We start from the raw sequence: 20,652 nt of genomic DNA, 5'->3' as shown, positions 1-20,652 counted from the left end.
CTGAATTACTTTTCTTCAGCTACTTTTACTGTCTCTTTTACTGTCACTGATATGCGACGGTTAACACGGTGAGCTTCAGCATTGTTTGCTGAGTCAAGTAGACGAGTTTCACCGTAACCAACTGTGTCTAGACGGTTGCTTTCAATACCATACATGTCCACCATAACTTTCTTGAAGTTAGTTGCACGACGTTTTGAAAGGTCCATGTTATACGCTTCTGTACCTGGCGCTGAAGTGTGACCTTCAATCAACGCAGTTGTTGAAGGATACTGCTTCATGAACTCAGCAAACTCAGAGATTTCTGGGTCTTTAGGCATTTTAACGACAGCACTTTCGTTGTCGAATAGAACGCGTAATGTAATTTCTACTGTTTCTTCATCAAATACAGTACAACCCTTAGCGTCTACCTTCACACCAGCTGGTGTGTCTGGGCACATGTCTTTGCTATCAGCAACGCCATCGTTATCGGCATCTTTCAATGCACAACCTTTGGCGTCAACTTTCGTGCCTACTGGAGTGTTAGGGCATTGGTCAACAGTGTTAAGAACGCCGTCCTTATCGTCGTCAATAGAACAACCCGTTGCATCAACACGTAAACCAGCAGGTGTCATTGGGCACTGATCCTTACCATCAACTACACCATCGTTGTCACTGTCTCTTGGTGCAGAAGGTGTACTCTTACCAAATGGAATAGCAAGGCCTACTTTAAAGCTGTAATCATCGTAATCTTCACCGAAATCTTGATAAGCAGCTACTTCAGTAATCAATTTAACTTTTTCAGAAAGGTTCCAATGCTTACCAAGACCTAGATTACCAAGCGTAGTTGAGTCACCAACTGCTTGGCGTTTTACACCACCGAAAATATATAACGAGTCATTTGGTAGAAAATAAAGTGCATCGACACCTACCATTTCACCCGTCTCGTCATCGCCCGATGAAGCGTAGTCCAAAGACAATGATGTAAATTCTACACGAGCAGCCCAGCTTTGGGTAAAACGGAAGCCGTATTCAAACGCGATGCCTCTGCCATTATCATAGGTGTCGTTGACCGGCATAGGGCGATCTGGGTCAGTGTTGTAGTAAACACCTGAGATACCACCCCAATGTCTATAAGATGGCTCAGAACTGTCTTGAGCAAATGCGTTAGCCGAAGCGATCACAGCAAGCGAAACTGCTGCCATTTTAAAATGTTTTTTCATAGTCACATCCTGTTTAACGTTGAGTGATTATCTGTGTTTGATAATTTTAGTGTTGTAGTTAGCTAAATAGCTAGCACAAGCTGTGCCATTTTATAATATGGGTTAAACTGTCATCCCTTGTAATGTGGCAACAATTGTTCTTTTTCCACCGTGATCCCGGTGTTCGCCGAGCATAATACCTTGCCATGTGCCGAGCGCAAGCCTGCCCTGCTGAACGGGTATCGTCAACTGGCAACCTAGTATACTCGATTTTATGTGGGCTGGCATATCATCTTTACCTTCATACGTATGCTGGTAAAAAGAGAGGTCTTCATTTACAGAGTAATTGATAAACGCTTCCATATCTTGTCTTACAGTGGGATCTGCATTTTCGTTTATCGTTAGACTGGCGCTGGTATGTTGAAGCCACAAATGAAGAAGGCCCACCTCAACATCTCGAATGGAAGGAAGTGCGGCCAGAATGTGGTCGGTGATGAGATGAAACCCACGCGGATAGCTATTAAGTGTAATTTTTTCAGACTGCCAGTAATTATTTGTCAAAGCAGATTTCCAAGTGCGCTAAGCCTTCATCACACATAAATGGAAGAATTATCTTAGCGCCATCGACTTGATGACTTATAGTGTGTTGTTTCCCAGAAACAACAATAGGCGTAGCCATACCAAACTCGTAACCGCGTTCAGCGAGGTCGCGTTTGGCATTGCCACAAATCATATTGGTGACTTCACCAACCATATCACCAACTTCTGCATCTAACTTGGCCGGCCTTTCACCCACCATTCTTTCCATAATGGTGAGGGCCAGTGATTCATCAAACGTAATAGACATAGACCCACGTACATTGGGACCTACCATACCAATAAGTCCAGATACATCGCCTTTTGCAAAATCACTTTGCTTTCGCTTGGGCTTACCTGGAGTCAGCTTTGTTTGCGCCATGGTTTCCATAACGTTTAGCAAACCTGCAATAAACGGGTTCACAAAATCAGCATTCATGTACATTCTCCTTAAGAGAGGGATCTTCCGTTTGTTGGCATTCGGCACAGTGTCCGTGCGCTTCTATCGTTTGTTTAGATACGCGAAATCCATGCTGCTGCGCCTGCTTTTCTAATGTTTCTTGAAGGCCTTCTGACTGAATTTCAGCAACATCACCGCAGCTGTCGCAAATTAAAAACTGTACTGGGTGGTTACATCCAAAGTGATAGCACGCCACAAACGCGTTTGTTGATTCAAGTCTGTGGATAAGTCCAAAGTCGAGGAGAAAGTCGAGAGCGCGATAAACCGTAGCAGGTTTGGCGCTCGACTCGGTTTCTTTTAGCGAATCAAGTAGCTCATAGGCTCCCATTGGTCCATGCTTTTCCACGAGAATTTCATATACTTTTTCTCTTAATGGTGTAAAACGCGCCCCGCGTTGCTCACAATATGCGCGAGCTTTATGAATAAGTGTGGTTTTGTTCATTTATAGAAACCGATATGTCGACTTTCATTATTATAAGATGCCCATTGATTGTTCACGATTTATTTTTGTGAACGTGGGCAATTAATTCATCTTCTAGTGCAAAGCGCTCTTCTAGTATTTCTCCAAGATTTGCCAGTGCTTTATCGAGTTTTGCCGCTTGTTCAGGTGATATTGCATCTGCAAATGCATCATTGAACGACAGTGCAGCATCCGTTGTTTCGGCAAGGCGTGGGTACAGTTCATCTTTCAGTGTCAACCCACTAGCATCATCTTCTATCAATATTTCAAATATTTCAAAATGACCAGCAGACAAATAGTCGAGCAACGCGCCGCAAAATTCAGAAATTTCATCCGCATCAGGTAGGCAGTCTCGATGTGCGTTAATACCTGCTATTTTACAATAGGATATAAGCAATGCTTGCCTTTCAAGCAGCCATTTGTCTATGACATGGCTTTTTCCACCCCATTTAGATTTTACGCTCTCAAGCTGTTGCAACATAGTGATCCGTTACCTGATTTGCGACAATAGATTATAAGTATAACACTGTGCCCTTATGACACAAATTTTGCACGAAAAAGAATAGGGTGGTCTTGATCACTTCTTTTGCGCATTAATAGTTAAAACGATCTGCGCGCAAATTGCCTCATTTGTTTTGTAAGACTATACGGAAAATATGCTATCGTGATGTAATTCTAAAAGAGTAATAAGAACGTGATGATTAAGCAGACAGGTGCCAAACTTAAAGCCAGTGAAGCCATGTGGGTTGTGTTTAGTCGAGGGAAGTTGGTAATAAGGGAAAACTCTTTAACTATTCCCGTTGCCTATTTTGATGACCTTCCTTTCCTTGCATCCTATACCGATGATATTCATCAACTGCCTCCGTTGAATGAAAGCGCGCATCGCAGTACTCCTGTTTTTGTGGTTGATTTAGGCTCAGAGCACATCGAAGAAGCTGGTTGGGAGCGCGTATCACTGAGACAACTGTTGGTTACTGAGCAAGATATTGCGTTTTCGGTAATTGGTCGTGCTTGGCAATACATTCACTTTCTGCGAACTCATCAGTATTGCGGTCAGTGCGGTGCGAAAACTGACCGTGTTGACTGGGAAATGGCCGTACATTGCCACCGTTGTCAACATCGCAGTTATCCTCGCGTTTCACCTTGTATTATTGTGTCGATTCACAATCGTGAAAAAACTACTGCTAGCCAGAGGCGTCAGGCATCGTGAAGCGAACATGTATTCTACATTGGCAGGTTTTGTCGAAAGTGGAGAGAGTTTAGAAGAGGCAGTTCACCGGGAAGTATTTGAAGAAGTAGGGGTGAAAGTGAAAAACCTGCGTTATTTCAACAGCCAACCTTGGCCATTTCCTCACTCACTAATGGTGGGTTTTATTGCAGAATATGACAGTGGTGATATCCGATGCCAAGAAAACGAAATTGACGATGCACAATGGTTTGATACTCATGCATTGCCAAACGTTCCACCGAAAGTTTCAATTGCAGGTCAGCTTATTGCTGAAACGGTGTCTCTGATCAGCGACAAATAAAAAACCCTGCCGGAGCAGGGTTTCAATGAAGTTAGCACGGTCCCATGTAGGGCTTCTTTTTAGTTAACGTGAATAGTAATAGCAAACACTTACTATAAGTGCAAGCATCAATTTCAAGTAATATTCGTCTCTTTTAATCGACAGTGTGTCGCAACACAGATATTTCCTTCAGGTTTTAGCACAACCTCGCCATATTGCTGATATAATCGGTCGCTTCAAATCTTTACAGTATCTACAGTTTTTTAGGTGAATTATATGTCGCAATCTATTCCTAGTGTTGATAAGCCCGCGTTGAAAAACGACCGCTACTTACGTGCGTTACTTAAACAGCCGGTTGATATGACACCTGTATGGATGATGCGACAGGCTGGTCGTTACCTTCCAGAATATAAGGCTACCCGTGCAGAAGCCGGTGATTTTATGTCACTGTGTAAAAATGCTGAGTTGGCATGCGAAGTAACATTACAACCCTTGCGCCGTTTCCCGCTTGATGCCGCTATTTTGTTCTCAGATATACTAACTATTCCTGATGCAATGGGATTAGAGCTGTATTTTGAAACCGGTGAAGGTCCGCGTTTTAAAAAGCCAATCACCTGCAAAGCTGACGTGGATAAAATTGGCCTGCCCGACCCTGAAGGTGAACTTCAATATGTAATGAATGCAGTACGTACAATTCGTCGAGAGCTTAAAGGCGAAGTGCCGCTTATCGGATTTTCAGGCAGTCCTTGGACACTAGCAACCTATATGGTTGAAGGTGGTTCAAGCAAAGCGTTTACAAAAATTAAGAAAATGGCTTTTGCTGAACCGGCGACATTGCACGCGCTTTTGGCCAAACTTGCTGACTCGGTAACAGAGTATTTAAATGCTCAAATTGCTGCTGGTGCTCAGTCTGTGATGGTTTTCGATACTTGGGGCGGCGTACTTTCACCTCGTGACTATAAAGAATTTTCGCTTCAATATATGGAGCGCATAGTAAGCGGCCTTACCCGTGAAAGTGAAGGTCGCAAAGTACCAGTTACCTTGTTTACTAAAAATGGCGGTATGTGGTTAGAGTCTATTGCTGCCACCGGTTGTGATGCGGTTGGCCTTGACTGGACAATTGATATCAAAGAGGCGCGTGCTCGTGTCGGTGATAAAGTGGCATTGCAAGGTAATATGGACCCATCAATGCTATACGCGCCTGCGCCGCGAATTGAAGAAGAAGTGGCCTCGATACTGGCAGGTTATGGTGAAGGAACAGGGCATGTCTTCAACTTAGGGCACGGTATTCACCTTGACGTACCACCGGAAAACGCGGGTGTTTTTGTTAACGCAGTACATGCGTTAAGTAAGCAATATCACAAATAGCTTTTACAAATAACTATCACAAATAAAAGAGCGTAGGATGAAACAGTGGTTTGTACTGTTGCTCGTGATGTTCATATTGGTAGCTGGATATAAATTTTCTGGCTACCAGCATCAACTCTCCGAGTCGAAAGCCGAAAAGGAACGCCTGTCATCAGTGCTTGCGCGTCCTCGCTCAACCGAAAATAGTGAGCTAAAGGTTATTAAGCCTACTGGAACTACTAGTCATACAGCCCCGATATTGCAAACAACTTCAGCCTCAAAAACTTTTACGCGCACTAATTCATCCGAGGACGAGTCATCGTTAAAGGCGTTTCTTGCTGCATATTTTGTTGATGTAAAGAATGAAACGAGCAATTTCACAGTCAATTTCAAAGTGGAGTCAGTGTCGTGTGTGCAAGATACTTGTCGTGTGGGCGGGCAATATAATGGTTCAGAGCGTGAGTTAACTACCTTGGTTGCCTCGCTTGAAGCAAATGCTTGGTGGGGGGAGGAAATGCCAACTATAAATGTGCAGCGTACCCACAATGATGTAAAACTTAACCTTGTATTTTCGACTTATCAGTCAATAGAAAATAACGGGGCAATCATCGCTGAATAGCCTATTGCGTGTTTGCCTTCATGCATCCCGTGGCAAGCCCTTCTCGACAGCGCGAATTAAACGTTGCTGCTGTCGATTTTCAACGTCTTTGTTCTGTGCCAACTGTTTTTCCATTTGACGAGCTAGTGCCCACTCAATATGCCTGTCTACCATATCACTTACCGCACCATAGCGCGCATTGAGTAACCTAACGCTTTCTTCATTGTAAGCGGCATTACCTAGCGCCACAGCAATATTGCGCTGCCATTTCTGAAATCCAATTCGCCTAATTGGTGAGCCTTCCGTGTTGGCTAAAAACGTTTCTTCAGACCAACTGAAAAGGGTATTTAACGATTGCCCGTGCAGTACGTCGCGCGGGTGAAAATCTGTTTCCTGTGAAATGTCAGCATAGCGATTCCAAGGGCAAATAAGCTGACAATCATCACAGCCATAGATGCGGTTACCCATCAATGGTCGCAAGTCCTCAGGGATATCGCTGTCAGACTCAATGGTGAGATAAGAAATGCATTTTCTTGCATCTACAGTATAGGGCGCAACAATGGCATTAGTAGGACAGATTGTCATGCATGCAGTACAACTTCCGCACCCTTCTTCAATGGGATTATCAGTGGGAAGAGGCAAGTTAATAAAAAGCTCACCCAGAAAAAACCAAGACCCCGCTTCCTTATTCAGTGTCAAACTGTGTTTGCCAGTCCACCCTATACCGGCTTTTTCCGCTATTGCATGCTCTAACACTGGAGCGGAATCAACAAACGGCCGATATTGTGTGTGAGCTAGCGCTGAAGTGATTTTTTCTCCGAGTTGCTTAAGCCGTTTGCGCAAAACTTTGTGGTAGTCACGGCCTAGTGCGTAACGACTTATATATCCGATGTCTGACGATTTTAAATGCTTAGCAAATGAGGCGTCGGGAGGTAGGTAATTCATGCGTACACTTATAACCCGCAAAGTGCCTGGGACGAGTTCATCTGGGCGCGCTCGCTTCATGCCGTGACTTACCATGAATGCCATATCACCGTGATACCCTTCATCTAACCACGATTGCAAGTACGCTTCGTGCTGATGCAGATCAATATCACTGATACCAACTTGTTGAAAGCCTAGCGCTACACCCCAAGCCTTGATATTGTTGGTTAATTCAACAAGGTCGATAGAATTAATTGCGGACATTTGCTCATGCTAGATACTCAACTCACATCAAGTTTATCACACAAACTATTTAGAGCCGATCAGGTTCGAGAAAATGAAGCGCAAGCTGCAACTGAATCGGGCTGTGACCTATATACGCTGATGCAACGTGCAGGTGAAGAGGTGTTTAAACAATGCCAAGAGCTTATGCCCAATTCTGACGTCTATTTGGTTTTAGTTGGTCAGGGCAATAACGCTGGAGACGGTTATATTGCCGCCTTGCACGCTAAGCAAGCCGGTAAGCAGGTGCATGTATGCGCAGTAGAGCCTGAGCGCGTATTAGAGGGTGATGCTGGTAAGGCTCAGCAGCGATGGTTTGATTCTGGCGGTAAAGTTACCGCATTTGACGGCGAACTTATCGAGAAATCTGATGTTGCTATTGACGCATTGTTAGGCACGGGAATTAACAGTTATATTCGCAACGAGTTTGCTGTGGTTATTGATGCGCTTAACAATGCATCAACGCCGGTGGTGAGTGTAGACGTTCCATCGGGCTTGGATGCAAACACTGGGCAGAGTTTGGGGCGCTGTGTACAAGCCGATATCACAGTAACCTTTGTGGGTATCAAGCCTGGCCTTGTGACTGGCGCAGGTAAACAGTCATGCGGAAAATTGGTGTACGCCGATTTGGGTATAGGTAAAGCGTTTCAAGCATTGGCTAAATCAAGTGCCACTATGCTTCATATCAATCAGTTCAAAGGCATGGGCCCGCGCGAAATTAACAGTCACAAAGGCACGTATGGTCGACTTTTATGCGTAGGAGGAAACCATGGTACTGCTGGTGCAATACGATTGGCTTCTGAGGCAGCTCTGCGCAGTGGTGCGGGTATGGTTCGGGTTTATACGCATTCTTCATCTGTCATACAGGTGAGTTCTGGGCGCCCTGAATTAATGGTGACAGACAGCCAATTAGAAGATGCTTTGGAATGGGCTACGTGCGTAATTATTGGGCCGGGGCTTGGTCAGAATGAATGGGCACAAACTTCGTTCGAAACCACACTGAAACACTGCCAAAGCCAAAACAAGCCTATTGTTATAGACGCGGATGCGCTCAATTTATTGTGCAAGCAATCCACGGCTTACACCCTATCTGACAGTATTTTAACACCGCATTCAGGGGAAGCGGCGCGTTTGCTTGGTGTATCTATTGATGATGTAGAAAGTGATCGTTTCAATTATGCGAGACAATGTTCACAGCGCTACCATGCGGTATGTGTACTTAAAGGTGCAGGAACACTGATTGATAACGAAAGAAAGACGTGGGTATGTCGTCACGGCAATCCGGGAATGGCAACGGCGGGCAGTGGCGATGTACTCAGTGGTATTTTAGGTGCGCTTTTAGCCCAGGGTGTTGAAACCGATATTGCCGCAAAATACGGAGTGGTGTTGCATGCGAAAGCGGGTGATGACATTGCGCAACTTTATGGGCAACGTGGTATGATAGCCAGCGATTTATTTGACGCAGTACGTGCTCTCATCAATCACTAATGTAGAGTGATTTTTTATCGGGTGGGCATCTATTGCGTATTTCAGTTATTTAATTCTGTGGAATATTGTCGATGTCGTACCCGCAAGCCTCTTACTTTGCCAACAATGAAGATGATACTGCTAAGCTAGCCAAGGACTTAGCGGCAGCAGTGTTTAGCCAACTTCCTGCCGACGCTGTAATTTACCTCAATGGCGACTTGGGCGCGGGGAAAACCACATTTAGTCGCTTTTTTATTCAAGCCTTGGGGCATTCAGGTAGCGTTAAGAGTCCAACTTACACACTGGTTGAACCTTATGAGTTAGAAAGCGTCAATATATATCATTTCGACTTATACCGATTGGCTGATCCCGAAGAGCTCGAGTTTATGGGGATTAGAGATTACTTCGGTGGCGGGGCTATTGCACTTGTGGAATGGTCTGAAAAAGGTGCAGAGTACTTGGCATCGCCAGACTTAGTGATTAGTATAAATATCACACTGTCAGGTAGACAATTTCAGATTGAGGCAAAAAGTACCCAAGGTGCAGCGTTGCTTCAACAGTGTAAATGCGTTTAAAGAGAGATAATAACAAAAGCAAAAAGGCGAGTTATGGTGCGCAGTATAATTTCGATATTGTTGTTTTGTGTTGTTGTACATGGCGTGCAGGCAGCGCAAAATAATATCGAAGGCATAAGAATTTGGCCTTCATCTGAGAACACTCGGGTTGTGTTTGATATGAAGTCCGCGCCTGACTTCACCTACTTTACGCTAAAAAATCCTCTTCGTGTCGTGGTGGATTTGCAAAATACCAACGACAATTTAAATTTGTCTAACATTGATAATAGCGGCAATCTTATTAAGAAAGTACGCTATTCAAAAGCTAAAGACTCTCGGTCAGCGAGGGTCGTTATTGAACTTTCCAGACAAGCAAAGCCGTCTCTTTTCGCCGTTGCACCTAGTGACAACTTGGGGCATCGACTTGTTGTGGACCTTGCCGATAGCGCTCCAAGTCAAAATACATCGTTACAAGCCTCTGTTAATAATGTGGTAATGGATGATAAATCCAGCCCAAGAGACACTAATATTATCGTTGCCATAGATGCTGGACATGGAGGGCGTGATCCCGGCTCTATAGGGCCAGCGGGCACTTATGAAAAGCATATCACGCTGAGCATTGCTAAAATGCTAGAAGACATGATAGATGCCGAGCCAGGTATGAAAGCCATCATGACCAGAGGTAGTGATAGTTATATCTCACCTAATCGACGCCCTGAAATTGCCCGTGAGAAAAAAGCTGACTTACTTATTTCCATTCACGCAGATGCGTTTAGTCAACCAGAGCCGCGAGGCGGTTCGGTATGGGTATTGTCAATGCGAAGGGCCGATACTGAGCTGGGACGTTGGTTAGAAAAATCGGAACGTCATGCGGAGTTACTCGGTGGGGCGGCAGAAGTTATTAATGATAAATCGAGTGAACGGTATCTAACGGAGACCATTCTTGGTTTGTCAATGGATCACAGTATGGCAACCAGTCATGATTTGGGAAATAAAGTTGTGGATGAGTTGAAAAAAGTGACCAGCATGCACAAAAGAAGACCTCAGGCTGCTAGTCTAGCTGTGTTAACAGCACCAGATATTCCTTCCATCTTGGTTGAGGTGGGGTTCATATCAAATCCGCAAGAAGAAAAAAACCTCAATTGGTCAGCGCACCGAGAACGCCTTGCCAATGCCATTTTCAATGCCACTAAACGCTACTTTAAACAAGTTCCACCAGACGGCACCTTGTGGGCATTTGAGAAAGCCAATAACCGTACCCATAAAGTGAGAAGCGGTGAGTCGTTGTCTTTATTGGCTCAGCGATACAATGTCAAAGTGAGCAGTATCAAAGCCGCCAACGATTTAAGTGGTGATATCGTTAGAGTGGGGCAAGTGTTGACTATACCCCGTACCTGAAACCCGCGTTCAATGTGAAGTAGATACGGTTTGCATTGAAGTTCAAGCGCGGTTTGACATACCATTGAGCGCACAGCACTGCGTTAAGCCTTTGGGTTAACACAAATTGCGTATTCGCCTCTGCCAGAATCTAAGAATTAACATCATAGGATGAGCCATTTGCCTATTCAGTTATTATCTCCTCAGCTCGCAAACCAAATTGCCGCGGGCGAAGTGGTTGAGCGTCCAGCATCCGTGGTCAAAGAACTGCTTGAAAACAGTTTAGATGCAGGTGCGACTAAAATTGAAGTAGATATTGAGAAAGGTGGGCACAAGCGAATTCGCATCAAAGACAACGGTTCTGGTATTGAAAAAGATGAACTGCAACTTGCTTTAAGCCGTCATGCCACAAGTAAAATTACAAGTCTCGATGATTTAGAGCAAATTCTATCACTGGGATTTCGAGGAGAAGCGCTTGCCAGTATTAGCTCTGTTAGTCGGTTAACGCTAACATCGCGAACGGAACATCAATCTGAAGCGTGGCAAGCGTATTGCGAAGGTCGCGATATGGCGGTTAGCGTCAAACCTGCCGCACATCCCGTTGGTACGACGATAGATGTCGCCGATCTTTTCTATAACACGCCTGCCCGTCGTAAGTTCTTACGCACTGAAAAAACCGAGTTTCAACATATTGAAGAGGTAATTAAGCGCATAGCGCTAAGTAACCCAGATATATCCTTCATTCTTAAGCATAACGACAAGGTAGTAAAGCGTTACATCAGTGATAAAGAAGGTCGCGTTGAAGCGCGCATAGGGGCGGTTGTAGGCCATAAGTTTGTACAAAATGCGGTTCACGTTAAGTCAGAATATGAAGGTATAATCATCGATGCATGGCTGGGCAATGAAGTAATGCTGCGCAGTAGTAACGACTGTCAATTCAGTTTTGTTAACGGCCGTGGTATGCGCGACAAGCTAATTATGCACGCAATTCGTCAAGCGTACGAAAGCGCTTGGGGTGTACTCGAACAACCCAGTTTTGTTGTTTTCTTAACATTAAACCCCCGCGAAGTCGATGTGAATGTACACCCAGCAAAGCACGAAGTGCGTTTTCAGCAAAGTCGTCTAGTGCATGACTTTATTTGTAAGACAGTGAGTGATGCGCTTCATGCAACTTCGGACGATGGCGATACCGCGGTGCAAGGGCATTCAAACCAAGACTATATGACACCTGATGTAACGCATGATTACATTCGGCCACTGCAAACACATCAACCTGAGCATCTCGGTTCACAGCGCGCTTCCAGTTATCAACCACATACGAAGCCATCAGTCAGTGAAGGAAGTATCACGAGTACGAATAGCTATCAGGGGGCTAACCCTAGCGTACGAGAATGTGCGCAAGGCGGTGCTTCGTTTTCTAGTGGACGTTTTCAAAGCAAAACACCAAGTTCTGCCTATCAAACTAGCTATCGCGCATTAATGACGCCAAATAGCGACACACTAACCGACACTACACACTCGCATAGTAATGTTGAGGGAGTATATCTAACGCCCTATAAGCGGATTTATCCAAAAGCTGACAAAATTTATATGGTAAGTGTCGAAAAACTTGCAAGTATCTGGCTTAGCGAACTATTTTTAAATGCACAACACAGTCAACCATTACTGATGCCTGTGGCAATTCCGAATGTGGACGTGAATGAAAGTACCTTAGCTTTTCTTAAATCTTTGCATTTTGAAATTAATCGAGTGGCTGGAAAGTATCGTTTACAACAGGTTCCAGCTGGTACGCGGCATTTGCCTTGGTTAAAGTGGTTTGAGCACATTATTACCATAGATGCGCCACTTGAGGAATATGCTAAAGCAGAGCTCGCTTCAGTTATTACTATTCCATTGGATGGTATTGAAATTGAAGTAGCGCAATTGATTTGGAATTGGTTTGAACTTTTAGATGAAGTGAAACAATGGGAATATATTGCACAATTTGCTAAAGTTCGCCCCCTAAAAATGGTGCTAGAGGTATGGGGGGAATAAATTGTCCAATGGCATAAATTCTGCATCGCCCGTTATTGCGTTAATGGGGCCGACAGCATCAGGTAAAACAGGTTTAGCGTTAGAAATCGCTGAGCATGTTGATAGTGAAGTGATTAGTGTAGATTCAGCCCTTGTTTATAAGGGAATGGATATTGGTACTGCAAAGCCAACGCAGAAAGAACGCGCTGGGGTAGTGCATCATTTGATTGATATTATTGACCCTGCTGAAAGTTATTCTGTGTCGCAATTTGTTAACGATACCAATAGCTTAATTGAAGATATTTTAGGTAGAGGTAAGGTGCCAATTTTGGCCGGCGGTACAATGATGTACTTTAATGCCTTGATAAATGGAATTTCGCCACTACCTAAGTCGGATGAATCGATAAGAAGTGAAATTGCCGAACAAGCTGAACGCTTGGGTTGGGCCAAATTGCACGACGAATTGCGTAGCGTAGACCCTGTATGTGGTGAGAGAATTCACCCCAATGATCCGCAGCGCATAACTCGTGCGTTAGAAGTGTATCGAAGTACTGGTAAAACGCTGACTTATTGGCAGCAACAAGAAAGTGCGAAGTGTCCATTTAATATTGTTCAATTTGCCATTGCTCCAAAAGAAAGGTCGGTTTTACACGAGCGTATTGCTCAGCGCTTTGACTTGATGTTAGCGCAAGGCTTTGAACGAGAAGTGTCAGCACTCTATGAGCGAACTGATCTTCACGAAGATTTACCGTCTATCCGCTCTGTGGGATACAGGCAAATGTGGCAGTACCTAGACGGTCAGCTATCTTATGATGAGATGCGCGAACGCGGCATCATAGCAACGAGGCAGTTAGCTAAGCGCCAGCTCACGTGGTTAAGGGGTTGGGAAGACGTGACATGGTTAGACACATTTTTTAAAGATAATTTGACTAAAATTACAGCGAAAGTCACACTTTAGAACTTGGAGTGTGGTATATATTAGACATGCAGTGGTAGTAGTAGGCTATCACCAATAATAAAAACTAAGGATATCAAATGGCTAAAGGGCAATCGTTACAAGACCCATTTTTAAACGCTTTGCGTAAGGAACGTATTCCAGTATCAATTTATCTGGTAAACGGCATTAAACTTCAGGGGCAAGTTGAGTCTTTCGACCAATTCGTCATTCTTCTGAAGAATACGGTAAGCCAAATGGTGTATAAGCATGCAATCTCAACAGTGGTTCCAGCTCGCGCTATTACAATGCCCAGTGCAGGAGATTCTGAAAATACTAAAGGTGAATAATTTATTAAAAGGTAACGCGCTTGTTTGACCGTTATGAAGCCGGTGAGCAGGCTGTACTTGTTCATGTTAATTTTTCCGACGAGAGCAACAAAGAAGACTTAAGTGAGCTTTCTCTTCTTGTGTCTTCAGCAGGTGTTGATGCCGTTGAAGTGATAACAACTTCGCGCAGTGCACCACATGCTAAGTTCTTTGTTGGGTCAGGTAAGGCAGAGGAAATAGCAGCTGCGGTAAAAGCGCATGACGCTAATGTTGTTATTTTCAACCACGCGCTTTCTCCCTCACAGGAGCGAAATCTAGAAGCAGTGTGTAAATGCAGAGTGCTAGATAGAACGGGGCTTATCCTTGATATTTTTGCGCAACGCGCGCGGACACATGAAGGTAAGTTACAAGTTGAACTGGCGCAGTTACGTCATATTTCTACGCGTCTCATCAGGGGATGGACTCACCTTGAGCGTCAAAAAGGTGGGATTGGTCTACGTGGTCCTGGTGAAACGCAGTTAGAAACAGATCGCAGATTACTTCGAGGACGAATTAAAGCCATTCTTCGTAGGTTGGAAAAAGTTCAAAAGCAGCGTGAGCAAGGACGTCGCTCTCGAAAGCGTGCGGAAATTCCAACAGTCTCTTTAGTCGGTTATACAAACGCGGGTAAATCTACCTTGTTTAATACCATCACCGATTCACACGTCTATGCTGCCGACCAGTTGTTTGCAACACTCGATCCCACTCTACGTAAAATAGACTTAAAAGATGTTGGCCCTGCAATATTGGCCGACACGGTTGGTTTTATTCGTCATCTCCCCCATGATCTTGTTGCCGCATTTAAAGCAACACTTCAAGAAACGCAAGAAGCAGATTTGTTGTTGCACGTTGTTGATATTGCTGATGCAAAATACCGTGAAACAATGGACGAAGTTAACAATGTGTTAGAAGAAATTGACGCTGGGGAGATCCAACAGTTAGTAATCTGTAATAAGATTGATAAACTTGAAGACGTTAAACCACGTATAGAAAGAAATGACGAAGGCGTTCCTGTCCGAGTCTGGTTGTCTGCACAATCAGGAGATGGTACAGAATTGCTAAGCCAAGCGCTTACCGAGTGCTTAGGACGTAGCATGGTGAATTATACGCTTAAGATACCTCCTGCTCATAGTCGCCTACGAGGTGTACTTTATGAGCTAAATTGTATATCGAGCGAGCAATACGACAGCCAAGGAGATTGGGTAGTGGACGTAAGAATGCCTGCTGCCGATTGGAACAGACTGGAAAAACGTCTGGAAAACGGAATATCAGAGTATGTTGTGCACCATTAGTCGCTTCGACTGACTGATAGTGTGTAAAACAAAAGAATATAACAGTAATCTATGGAGTATAAGCATGGCTTGGAATGAGCCGGGTGGCAATAATAACGACCCGTGGAAAAATCGCGGTGGGCGCGAACAAGGGCCCCCTGATTTGGACGATGTGTTTAAAAACTTATTTGGCAAGTTCGGTAAGTCTGGTGGCACCGGTGGTAACTCAGGCAAGAGCTTGGGTGGCATTGGCGCAGGTATTCTCGTTGGCTTACTTGTGGTTATTTGGTTTATCAGCGGCTTTTACACCATACGTGAAGCAGAGCGTGGAGTAGTGTTGCGTTTCGGTGAATACAGCCAACAAGTTGAGCCAGGTCTTCGCTGGGCCCCAACGTTTATCGACAAAGTGATTCCAGTTGATGTGCAGTCTATTCGTGACCAATCTTCATCGGGCTCGATGCTAACAGAAGACGAAAACGTGGTAAGTGTGCAAATGGAAATGCAATTCCGCGTTGTTGACCCTTACCGTTGGACGTTCGCGGTTGAAAGTCCTGAGCAAAGTCTCAGTCAGTCGTTAGATAGTGCTATTCGCTATGTTGTAGGTCATTCAACCATGGATGACGTACTAACAGATGGTCGTGAAGTGACACGTCAACGGGTTTGGGAAGAACTTCAAGCCATTATTGAACCTTACAATATGGGCGTTTCTATTATTGATATGAACTTCCGTGATGCGCGTCCACCTGAGCAAGTTAAAGATGCATTCGACGATGCTATTGCTGCACAGGAAGATGAGCAACGCTTCATTCGTGAAGCTGAAGCCTACGCCAGGGAAATTGAACCGCGAGCGCGTGGTCAGGTTAATCGTATGAACGAAGAAGCCCAAGCTTACAAAGAGCGCGTTACGCTTGAAGCGCAGGGTGAAGTAGCACGATTTAACGAATTGCTGCCACAATATGAAAAAGCGCCTCAAGTTACTCGCGAGCGTATTTACTTGGAAACAATGGAAGAAGTGCTTGGTAGTACTAGTAAAATTTTGGTTGATAGCAAAGGCGGTAACAACATGATGTATCTTCCACTAGATAAAATCATGGAGCGTCAACAGTCAGCAACCACAAGCCGCTCTCGTAACACGTTAGAAGGTTTACAAGCGCCAGTGACTGATGCAGCGGGAAGAAGCCGCAATTCATCACCGACGTCGGGTCTACGTGGTGATAGCTACAGAGAGGGGAGATAATCGCTATGAAGAATTTACTAATTGCTGTTTTCGTTCTTCTCGTTTTATTGACATCAGGTGCGCTGTTTGTTGTAAAAGAGGGTGAGCGAGCGATTGTTATTCAATTCGGTAAAGTTCAGCGTGTTGAAGGAACCGGTGAAACTAAAGTGTTTGAGCCAGGACTTCACTTTAAGCTACCTTTCATTGATACAGTACGTCATTTAGATGCGCGTATTCAAACGCTGGACGGCACACCAGACCGTTTTGTTACCAGTGAGAAAAAAGACCTTATTGTCGATTCTTATGTGAAATGGCGTATCGATGATTTTGCTCGTTATTATCTTTCTACTGGTGGCAACAAACTACAAGCTGAAGCGCTACTTAAGCAAAAGGTGAACAACGGTCTTCGTTCAGAGTTTGGTACGCGTACAATTGCGCAGATCGTTTCTGGTGAACGTTCAGCGCTAATGAATCAAGCAATGGAACAAGCATCTACATCTTCAGATGAGCTTGGTATCGAAATTGTTGACGTACGCGTTAAGCAAATTAACTTACCGACTGAAGTGAGTAACTCTATCTTCCAGCGTATGCGGGCAGAGCGAGCAGGTGTAGCGCGTGAGCACCGTTCACAGGGGCAGGAACAAGCAGAGGTTATTAAGGCGAATATCGATGCCAAGGTAACCGTTATGCTGGCTGATGCAGAACGTAATGCGCGTCAGCTGCGTGGTGAAGGTGATGCACTTGCAGCGCAAATTTACGCAGATGCTTATTCTAAAAACGCAGATTTTTATAGCTTTCTTCGTAGTATGGATGCCTATAAACAAAGCTTCAACAGCAAGCAAGACGTCATGGTGATTGCACCTGATAGCGAATTCTTTAAATATATGAATGGCGCTAAGGGTAAATAAGCCGTAGTTAGATTAAAAATGTTGAAAAAGGCCAGTCTGATGACTGGCTTTTTTATTGCGCTAAAAATTTGTAATGTATTGATTTTATTTATGATAAATCAACAATGGAAAGTCTCTTTGCTAAGCGTTTACCTTTGATTTACCAGTATAACTGCCAAATTTGTGCTAAATCGGGTAAAATAGCGTCGAATTTACTATAAAAGATGCACCACTTATGATTGTGCGAAAGTATGCCGTCCCAGCGTGCTTGTCGATAAAGTAGGTGCCCATAAACGACAGAGGGAAAATTTTGAACACGGAACAAACAAATACAGTTTCTGCCGAATCAAACGGCGGAAAAGGCGGGTTATTCTCACGATTTCTAGCCACGGTAGAGTTTTTAGGTAACTTACTACCGCATCCAGTAACATTATTCGCGCTACTGTCACTCTTTATTGTGGTGTTAAGTGGAATTTTGGGCTATTTCGATATTGCTGTTGCAGATCCACGTCCAGAAGGAGCGAAAGGACGTGAAGCGGATGGCATGATTGAAGTTATCTCGCTAATGAGTGCTGAAGGCCTGCAGCGTATAGTCACTGGCCTAGTAACAAATTTCACCGGTTTTGCGCCGCTAGGTACAGTGCTAGTGGCACTATTAGGTGTGTCAGTTGCAGAGCATTCAGGTTTGTTGTCTGCTGCTATGCGCGCATTGGTCATGAATGCTTCTCAGCGAGCTGTAACTTTTGCCATTGTTTTTGCAGGTATTATTTCAAACACTGCGTCAGAACTTGGTTATGTGGTATTAATTCCACTGGCCGCCATGATTTTCCACTCTCTCGGTCGTCACCCGCTTGCAGGACTTGCCGCGGCCTTTGCTGGTGTGTCTGCAGGTTATAGTGCCAATTTATTATTGGGTACGGTTGATCCCCTTCTATCAGGGATAACCGAAGCGGCTGCTCATATGATTGCGCCTGATTATGTCGTTGGTCCAGAGGTTAACTGGTACTTCATGTTTGTCAGTACATTTGTCATCGCAACCATGGGAGCATTGGTTACTGAGAAAATTGTTGAGCCTCGACTGGGTAAATATGACGCCTCAGAAGCGTCTATAGATTTGGGCAATCAGTCGATGGATGCGCCTACCTCACTTGAGAAGAAAGGTTTGCGTTGGGCGGGTATCGCTTTTATTGCGGTATGCGCTGTGTTGGCATTAACCGTAGTGCCAGAAAACGGTATTTTGCGTCATCCAGAAACTGGTGAAGTGGCTGGGTCTCCATTCTTAAAAGGTATTGTGGCGTTCATTTTTATTACATTCGCTATCCCAGGTTTTGTTTACGGTAAAGTGACTGGCTCGATGAAAAATGACAAAGATGTCATTAATGCTATGTCAAAAAGCATGGGTGCGATGGGGCTATACATTACACTCGTATTTTTTGCTGCGCAGTTTGTTGCTTTCTTTAAATGGACAAATCTTGGAACCGTACTTGCGGTCAAAGGCGCAGCACTGCTTCAAGCCGCTGGATTAGATGGCCCTGCCGTATTCATTCTGTTTATTTTAATGTGTGGCGTGGTGAACTTGTCATTGGGCAGCGCTTCTGCACAATGGGCGGTTACAGCACCTATTTTTGTTCCCATGTTAATGTTAATCGGTTACGCACCTGAAGTTATCCAAGCTGCCTATAGAATTGGAGACTCCGTCACCAACGTGATTGCGCCAATGATGAGTTACTTCGGATTGATCCTTGCCATGGCTGCCCGTTACAGGAAAGACTTGGGAATGGGAACGCTTATTGCCATGATGCTGCCTTACACCATGGTGTTTATTGTAGGCTGGACTTTATTGTTCTATGTGTGGGTTTTCTTACTTGGCATGCCAGTAGGCCCAGGTGCAGCTACATACTATCAGCCGTAGTTTCGGTTAGCAGATTAATTTTAAATAGGAAGGCGTTATTTGTAGTGAATAGCGCCTTTTTTAATACCTAAATTCTATTGATGGAATCGAGTTATTTTCATGTTGTTAGCGATCATTATTCACAGCAAATCAGTATAATATCGAATAAACATGTAAAGCATTCATGCTCTGTAGCGACTTACAGCTAGAAAAACGCGCAGTATTACTTGGGAAGAGTATTTAATGAAGTATAAATCGAACACTGGGTTTACCCATGGGCAGGCTGACAAAATAGGCGTGTTGGTAACGAATTTAGGTACACCTGAAGCGCCAACAAAGCAAGCGCTTCGTCCTTATCTTAAAGAGTTTTTGTCAGATCCTAGAGTAGTGGAAGTACCAAAGTTCATTTGGTGGTTTGTACTTAATTTAATTATCTTGAACTTCCGTCCCAAACGCTCAGCACATGCCTATTCTACGGTGTGGACTGAAGAAGGTTCGCCTTTAATGGCAATTACCAAGGCGCAAGCAGCGGAAATAGAAAAGCGTTGTAAAGCCGCCTATGGTGACGATGTAGTGGTGGATTTCGCAATGCGTTACGGCAACCCAGCTATTTCCAATGTAATTGATAGCATGTTGTCTAAAGGCGTTAGAAAACTGGTGGTGTTACCTCTTTATCCACAATACAGTGCTTCGACGACAGGCTCTACATTTGACGCCATCGCCAATGACTTCACTTCTCGTCGCTGGTTGCCAGAGCTGCGATTCGTAAATCATTACCACGATAGAGACAGTTTTATTACGGCTTTGGCAAATAAGGTAAAAGCCCATTGGGAGAAACACGGTAAAGCCGACAAGCTTATTTTGTCTTACCATGGTATTCCAAAGCGTTACCTGATGAATGGCGACCCATATCATTGTGAATGTTACAAAACATCACGACTACTGGCAGAGAAGCTAGGTTTAGGCAAAGATGATTATATGACGACGTTTCAATCGCGCTTTGGGCGAGAAGAGTGGCTAAAGCCATACACCGATGAAACGCTCAAAGCGCTTCCTGAAAAAGGGGTAAAAGCTATTCAGGTCATGTGCCCTGGGTTCTCGGCAGATTGCCTTGAAACCATTGAGGAAATTGGCGAGGAAAATCGCGAATACTTTATGGAAGCGGGTGGTGAACGTTATGAGTACATCGAAGCCCTTAACAGTGACAAAGAACATATTGATGCATTATTTGAAATTGTGCAGGAAAACCTACATGGATGGGCGGTAAGCGTAGATAACGAGTCTCGGGCTAAGTTAGCCACTTCATTAGGTGCTGATAAATAGGTTCACATAATAAGTTCA

At 44.3% G+C, this 20,652-nt stretch carries 19 protein-coding genes and 1 pseudogene; 14 read left to right on the top strand and 6 right to left on the bottom strand.

Going from position 1 to position 20,652, the window contains the following annotated elements:
• Positions 1–5: 5 nt before the first annotated feature.
• The 5 genes from EYR97_RS16820 to rsd form a co-directional block, all read right to left on the bottom strand.
• Positions 6–1,199 carry an OmpA family protein gene (locus tag EYR97_RS16820; protein WP_131094821.1) on the bottom strand — a complete coding sequence of 398 codons (1,194 nt, stop codon included), beginning with the start codon at positions 1,197–1,199 and terminating at the stop codon, positions 6–8.
• Positions 1,200–1,301: 102 nt separating this feature from the next.
• Positions 1,302–1,739, bottom strand: a complete 438-nt coding sequence (locus EYR97_RS16815; protein WP_131094820.1) for a secondary thiamine-phosphate synthase enzyme YjbQ — start codon at positions 1,737–1,739, stop codon at positions 1,302–1,304.
• Complete coding sequence (locus EYR97_RS16810; RefSeq protein ID WP_131094819.1) at positions 1,729–2,193, bottom strand: chemotaxis protein CheX; 465 nt, start codon at positions 2,191–2,193, stop codon at positions 1,729–1,731. Before EYR97_RS16810 ends, EYR97_RS16815 begins: the two co-directional genes overlap by 11 nt.
• Positions 2,183–2,656, bottom strand: coding sequence for a transcriptional repressor (locus EYR97_RS16805; protein ID WP_131094818.1), 474 nt, complete (start codon positions 2,654–2,656; stop codon positions 2,183–2,185). Before EYR97_RS16805 ends, EYR97_RS16810 begins: the two co-directional genes overlap by 11 nt.
• A 52-nt stretch (positions 2,657–2,708) precedes the next feature.
• Positions 2,709–3,155 carry a sigma D regulator gene (rsd, locus tag EYR97_RS16800; RefSeq protein ID WP_131094817.1) on the bottom strand — a complete coding sequence of 149 codons (447 nt, stop codon included), beginning with the start codon at positions 3,153–3,155 and terminating at the stop codon, positions 2,709–2,711.
• A gap of 213 nt (positions 3,156–3,368) precedes the next feature.
• Between rsd and nudC the strand changes: the two are divergent.
• The 3 genes and pseudogenes from nudC (at position 3,369) to EYR97_RS16785 (ending at position 6,148) form a co-directional block, all read left to right on the top strand.
• Positions 3,369–4,203 (top strand): annotated as a pseudogene (gene nudC, locus EYR97_RS16795) (NAD(+) diphosphatase).
• Positions 4,204–4,458: 255 nt separating this feature from the next.
• Positions 4,459–5,550 (top strand): uroporphyrinogen decarboxylase, encoded by a 1,092-nt coding sequence (gene hemE / locus EYR97_RS16790; RefSeq protein WP_131094816.1) that lies wholly within the window; start codon positions 4,459–4,461, stop codon positions 5,548–5,550.
• 37 nt (positions 5,551–5,587) lie between these two features.
• Complete coding sequence (locus EYR97_RS16785) at positions 5,588–6,148, top strand: hypothetical protein (protein ID WP_131094815.1); 561 nt, start codon at positions 5,588–5,590, stop codon at positions 6,146–6,148.
• Positions 6,149–6,166: 18 nt separating this feature from the next.
• On the opposite strand, the gene queG is transcribed toward EYR97_RS16785, so the two are convergent.
• The gene (queG, locus tag EYR97_RS16780) at positions 6,167–7,315 is read right to left on the bottom strand and encodes a tRNA epoxyqueuosine(34) reductase QueG (RefSeq protein WP_131094814.1); all 1,149 of its coding nucleotides are present in this window, start codon (positions 7,313–7,315) and stop codon (positions 6,167–6,169) included.
• A 6-nt stretch (positions 7,316–7,321) separates the two neighbouring features.
• On the opposite strand from queG, the gene EYR97_RS16775 reads away from it, so the two are divergent.
• From EYR97_RS16775 to hemH, 11 genes are all read left to right on the top strand, one after another.
• A complete protein-coding gene (locus EYR97_RS16775; RefSeq protein ID WP_131094813.1) occupies positions 7,322–8,821 on the top strand; it encodes an NAD(P)H-hydrate dehydratase in 1,500 nt (499 codons plus the stop codon).
• A 71-nt stretch (positions 8,822–8,892) separates the two neighbouring features.
• Positions 8,893–9,375, top strand: a complete 483-nt coding sequence (tsaE, locus tag EYR97_RS16770) for a tRNA (adenosine(37)-N6)-threonylcarbamoyltransferase complex ATPase subunit type 1 TsaE (RefSeq protein ID WP_131094812.1) — start codon at positions 8,893–8,895, stop codon at positions 9,373–9,375.
• Positions 9,376–9,408: 33 nt separating this feature from the next.
• On the top strand, positions 9,409–10,752 hold the full coding sequence (locus EYR97_RS16765; RefSeq protein ID WP_131094811.1) for an N-acetylmuramoyl-L-alanine amidase: 1,344 nt from the start codon (positions 9,409–9,411) through the stop codon (positions 10,750–10,752).
• Between the two features lie 159 nt (positions 10,753–10,911).
• Complete coding sequence (gene mutL, locus EYR97_RS16760; protein ID WP_131094810.1) at positions 10,912–12,765, top strand: DNA mismatch repair endonuclease MutL; 1,854 nt, start codon at positions 10,912–10,914, stop codon at positions 12,763–12,765.
• Between the two features lie 43 nt (positions 12,766–12,808).
• The gene (gene miaA, locus EYR97_RS16755; RefSeq protein ID WP_219996019.1) at positions 12,809–13,702 is read left to right on the top strand and encodes a tRNA (adenosine(37)-N6)-dimethylallyltransferase MiaA; all 894 of its coding nucleotides are present in this window, start codon (positions 12,809–12,811) and stop codon (positions 13,700–13,702) included.
• Positions 13,703–13,779: 77 nt separating this feature from the next.
• On the top strand, positions 13,780–14,028 hold the full coding sequence (gene hfq / locus EYR97_RS16750; protein WP_014951092.1) for an RNA chaperone Hfq: 249 nt from the start codon (positions 13,780–13,782) through the stop codon (positions 14,026–14,028).
• A gap of 20 nt (positions 14,029–14,048) precedes the next feature.
• Positions 14,049–15,338 carry a ribosome rescue GTPase HflX gene (gene hflX, locus EYR97_RS16745; protein WP_131094808.1) on the top strand — a complete coding sequence of 430 codons (1,290 nt, stop codon included), beginning with the start codon at positions 14,049–14,051 and terminating at the stop codon, positions 15,336–15,338.
• Between the two features lie 64 nt (positions 15,339–15,402).
• Positions 15,403–16,554, top strand: a complete 1,152-nt coding sequence (hflK, locus tag EYR97_RS16740; protein ID WP_131094807.1) for an FtsH protease activity modulator HflK — start codon at positions 15,403–15,405, stop codon at positions 16,552–16,554.
• Between the two features lie 5 nt (positions 16,555–16,559).
• On the top strand, positions 16,560–17,441 hold the full coding sequence (gene hflC / locus EYR97_RS16735; protein ID WP_131094806.1) for a protease modulator HflC: 882 nt from the start codon (positions 16,560–16,562) through the stop codon (positions 17,439–17,441).
• A 289-nt stretch (positions 17,442–17,730) separates the two neighbouring features.
• Positions 17,731–19,332: an AbgT family transporter gene (locus tag EYR97_RS16730; RefSeq protein WP_131094805.1), complete on the top strand. Its 1,602-nt coding sequence runs from the start codon at positions 17,731–17,733 to the stop codon at positions 19,330–19,332.
• A gap of 222 nt (positions 19,333–19,554) precedes the next feature.
• On the top strand, positions 19,555–20,634 hold the full coding sequence (gene hemH, locus EYR97_RS16725; RefSeq protein WP_131094804.1) for a ferrochelatase: 1,080 nt from the start codon (positions 19,555–19,557) through the stop codon (positions 20,632–20,634).
• Positions 20,635–20,652: the final 18 nt, after the last annotated feature.

It is taken from the genome of Alteromonas sp. KUL42 (genome assembly GCF_006538325.1).
In the GTDB taxonomy this organism is placed as follows: Bacteria; Pseudomonadota; Gammaproteobacteria; order Enterobacterales; family Alteromonadaceae; genus Alteromonas.
The sequence above is the reverse complement of the archived record's forward strand: the minus strand, read 5'-3'. Positions and strand labels throughout refer to the sequence as shown.

Excerpts from the sequence above, each read along its gene's own strand:
- EYR97_RS16820 (WP_131094821.1), bottom strand. The coding sequence starts at position 1,199 with ATGAAAAAACATTTTAAAATGGCAGCAGTTTCGCTTGCTGTGATCGCT.
- EYR97_RS16810 (WP_131094819.1), bottom strand. The coding sequence starts at position 2,193 with ATGAATGCTGATTTTGTGAACCCGTTTATTGCAGGTTTGCTAAACGTT.
- EYR97_RS16805 (WP_131094818.1), bottom strand. The coding sequence starts at position 2,656 with ATGAACAAAACCACACTTATTCATAAAGCTCGCGCATATTGTGAGCAA.
- rsd (WP_131094817.1), bottom strand. The coding sequence starts at position 3,155 with ATGTTGCAACAGCTTGAGAGCGTAAAATCTAAATGGGGTGGAAAAAGC.
- hemE (WP_131094816.1), top strand. The coding sequence starts at position 4,459 with ATGTCGCAATCTATTCCTAGTGTTGATAAGCCCGCGTTGAAAAACGAC.
- EYR97_RS16785 (WP_131094815.1), top strand. The coding sequence starts at position 5,588 with ATGAAACAGTGGTTTGTACTGTTGCTCGTGATGTTCATATTGGTAGCT.
- queG (WP_131094814.1), bottom strand. The coding sequence starts at position 7,315 with ATGTCCGCAATTAATTCTATCGACCTTGTTGAATTAACCAACAATATC.
- EYR97_RS16775 (WP_131094813.1), top strand. The coding sequence starts at position 7,322 with ATGCTAGATACTCAACTCACATCAAGTTTATCACACAAACTATTTAGA.
- tsaE (WP_131094812.1), top strand. The coding sequence starts at position 8,893 with ATGTCGTACCCGCAAGCCTCTTACTTTGCCAACAATGAAGATGATACT.
- EYR97_RS16765 (WP_131094811.1), top strand. The coding sequence starts at position 9,409 with ATGGTGCGCAGTATAATTTCGATATTGTTGTTTTGTGTTGTTGTACAT.
- miaA (WP_219996019.1), top strand. The coding sequence starts at position 12,809 with ATGGGGCCGACAGCATCAGGTAAAACAGGTTTAGCGTTAGAAATCGCT.
- hfq (WP_014951092.1), top strand. The coding sequence starts at position 13,780 with ATGGCTAAAGGGCAATCGTTACAAGACCCATTTTTAAACGCTTTGCGT.
- hflK (WP_131094807.1), top strand. The coding sequence starts at position 15,403 with ATGGCTTGGAATGAGCCGGGTGGCAATAATAACGACCCGTGGAAAAAT.
- hflC (WP_131094806.1), top strand. The coding sequence starts at position 16,560 with ATGAAGAATTTACTAATTGCTGTTTTCGTTCTTCTCGTTTTATTGACA.
- hemH (WP_131094804.1), top strand. The coding sequence starts at position 19,555 with ATGAAGTATAAATCGAACACTGGGTTTACCCATGGGCAGGCTGACAAA.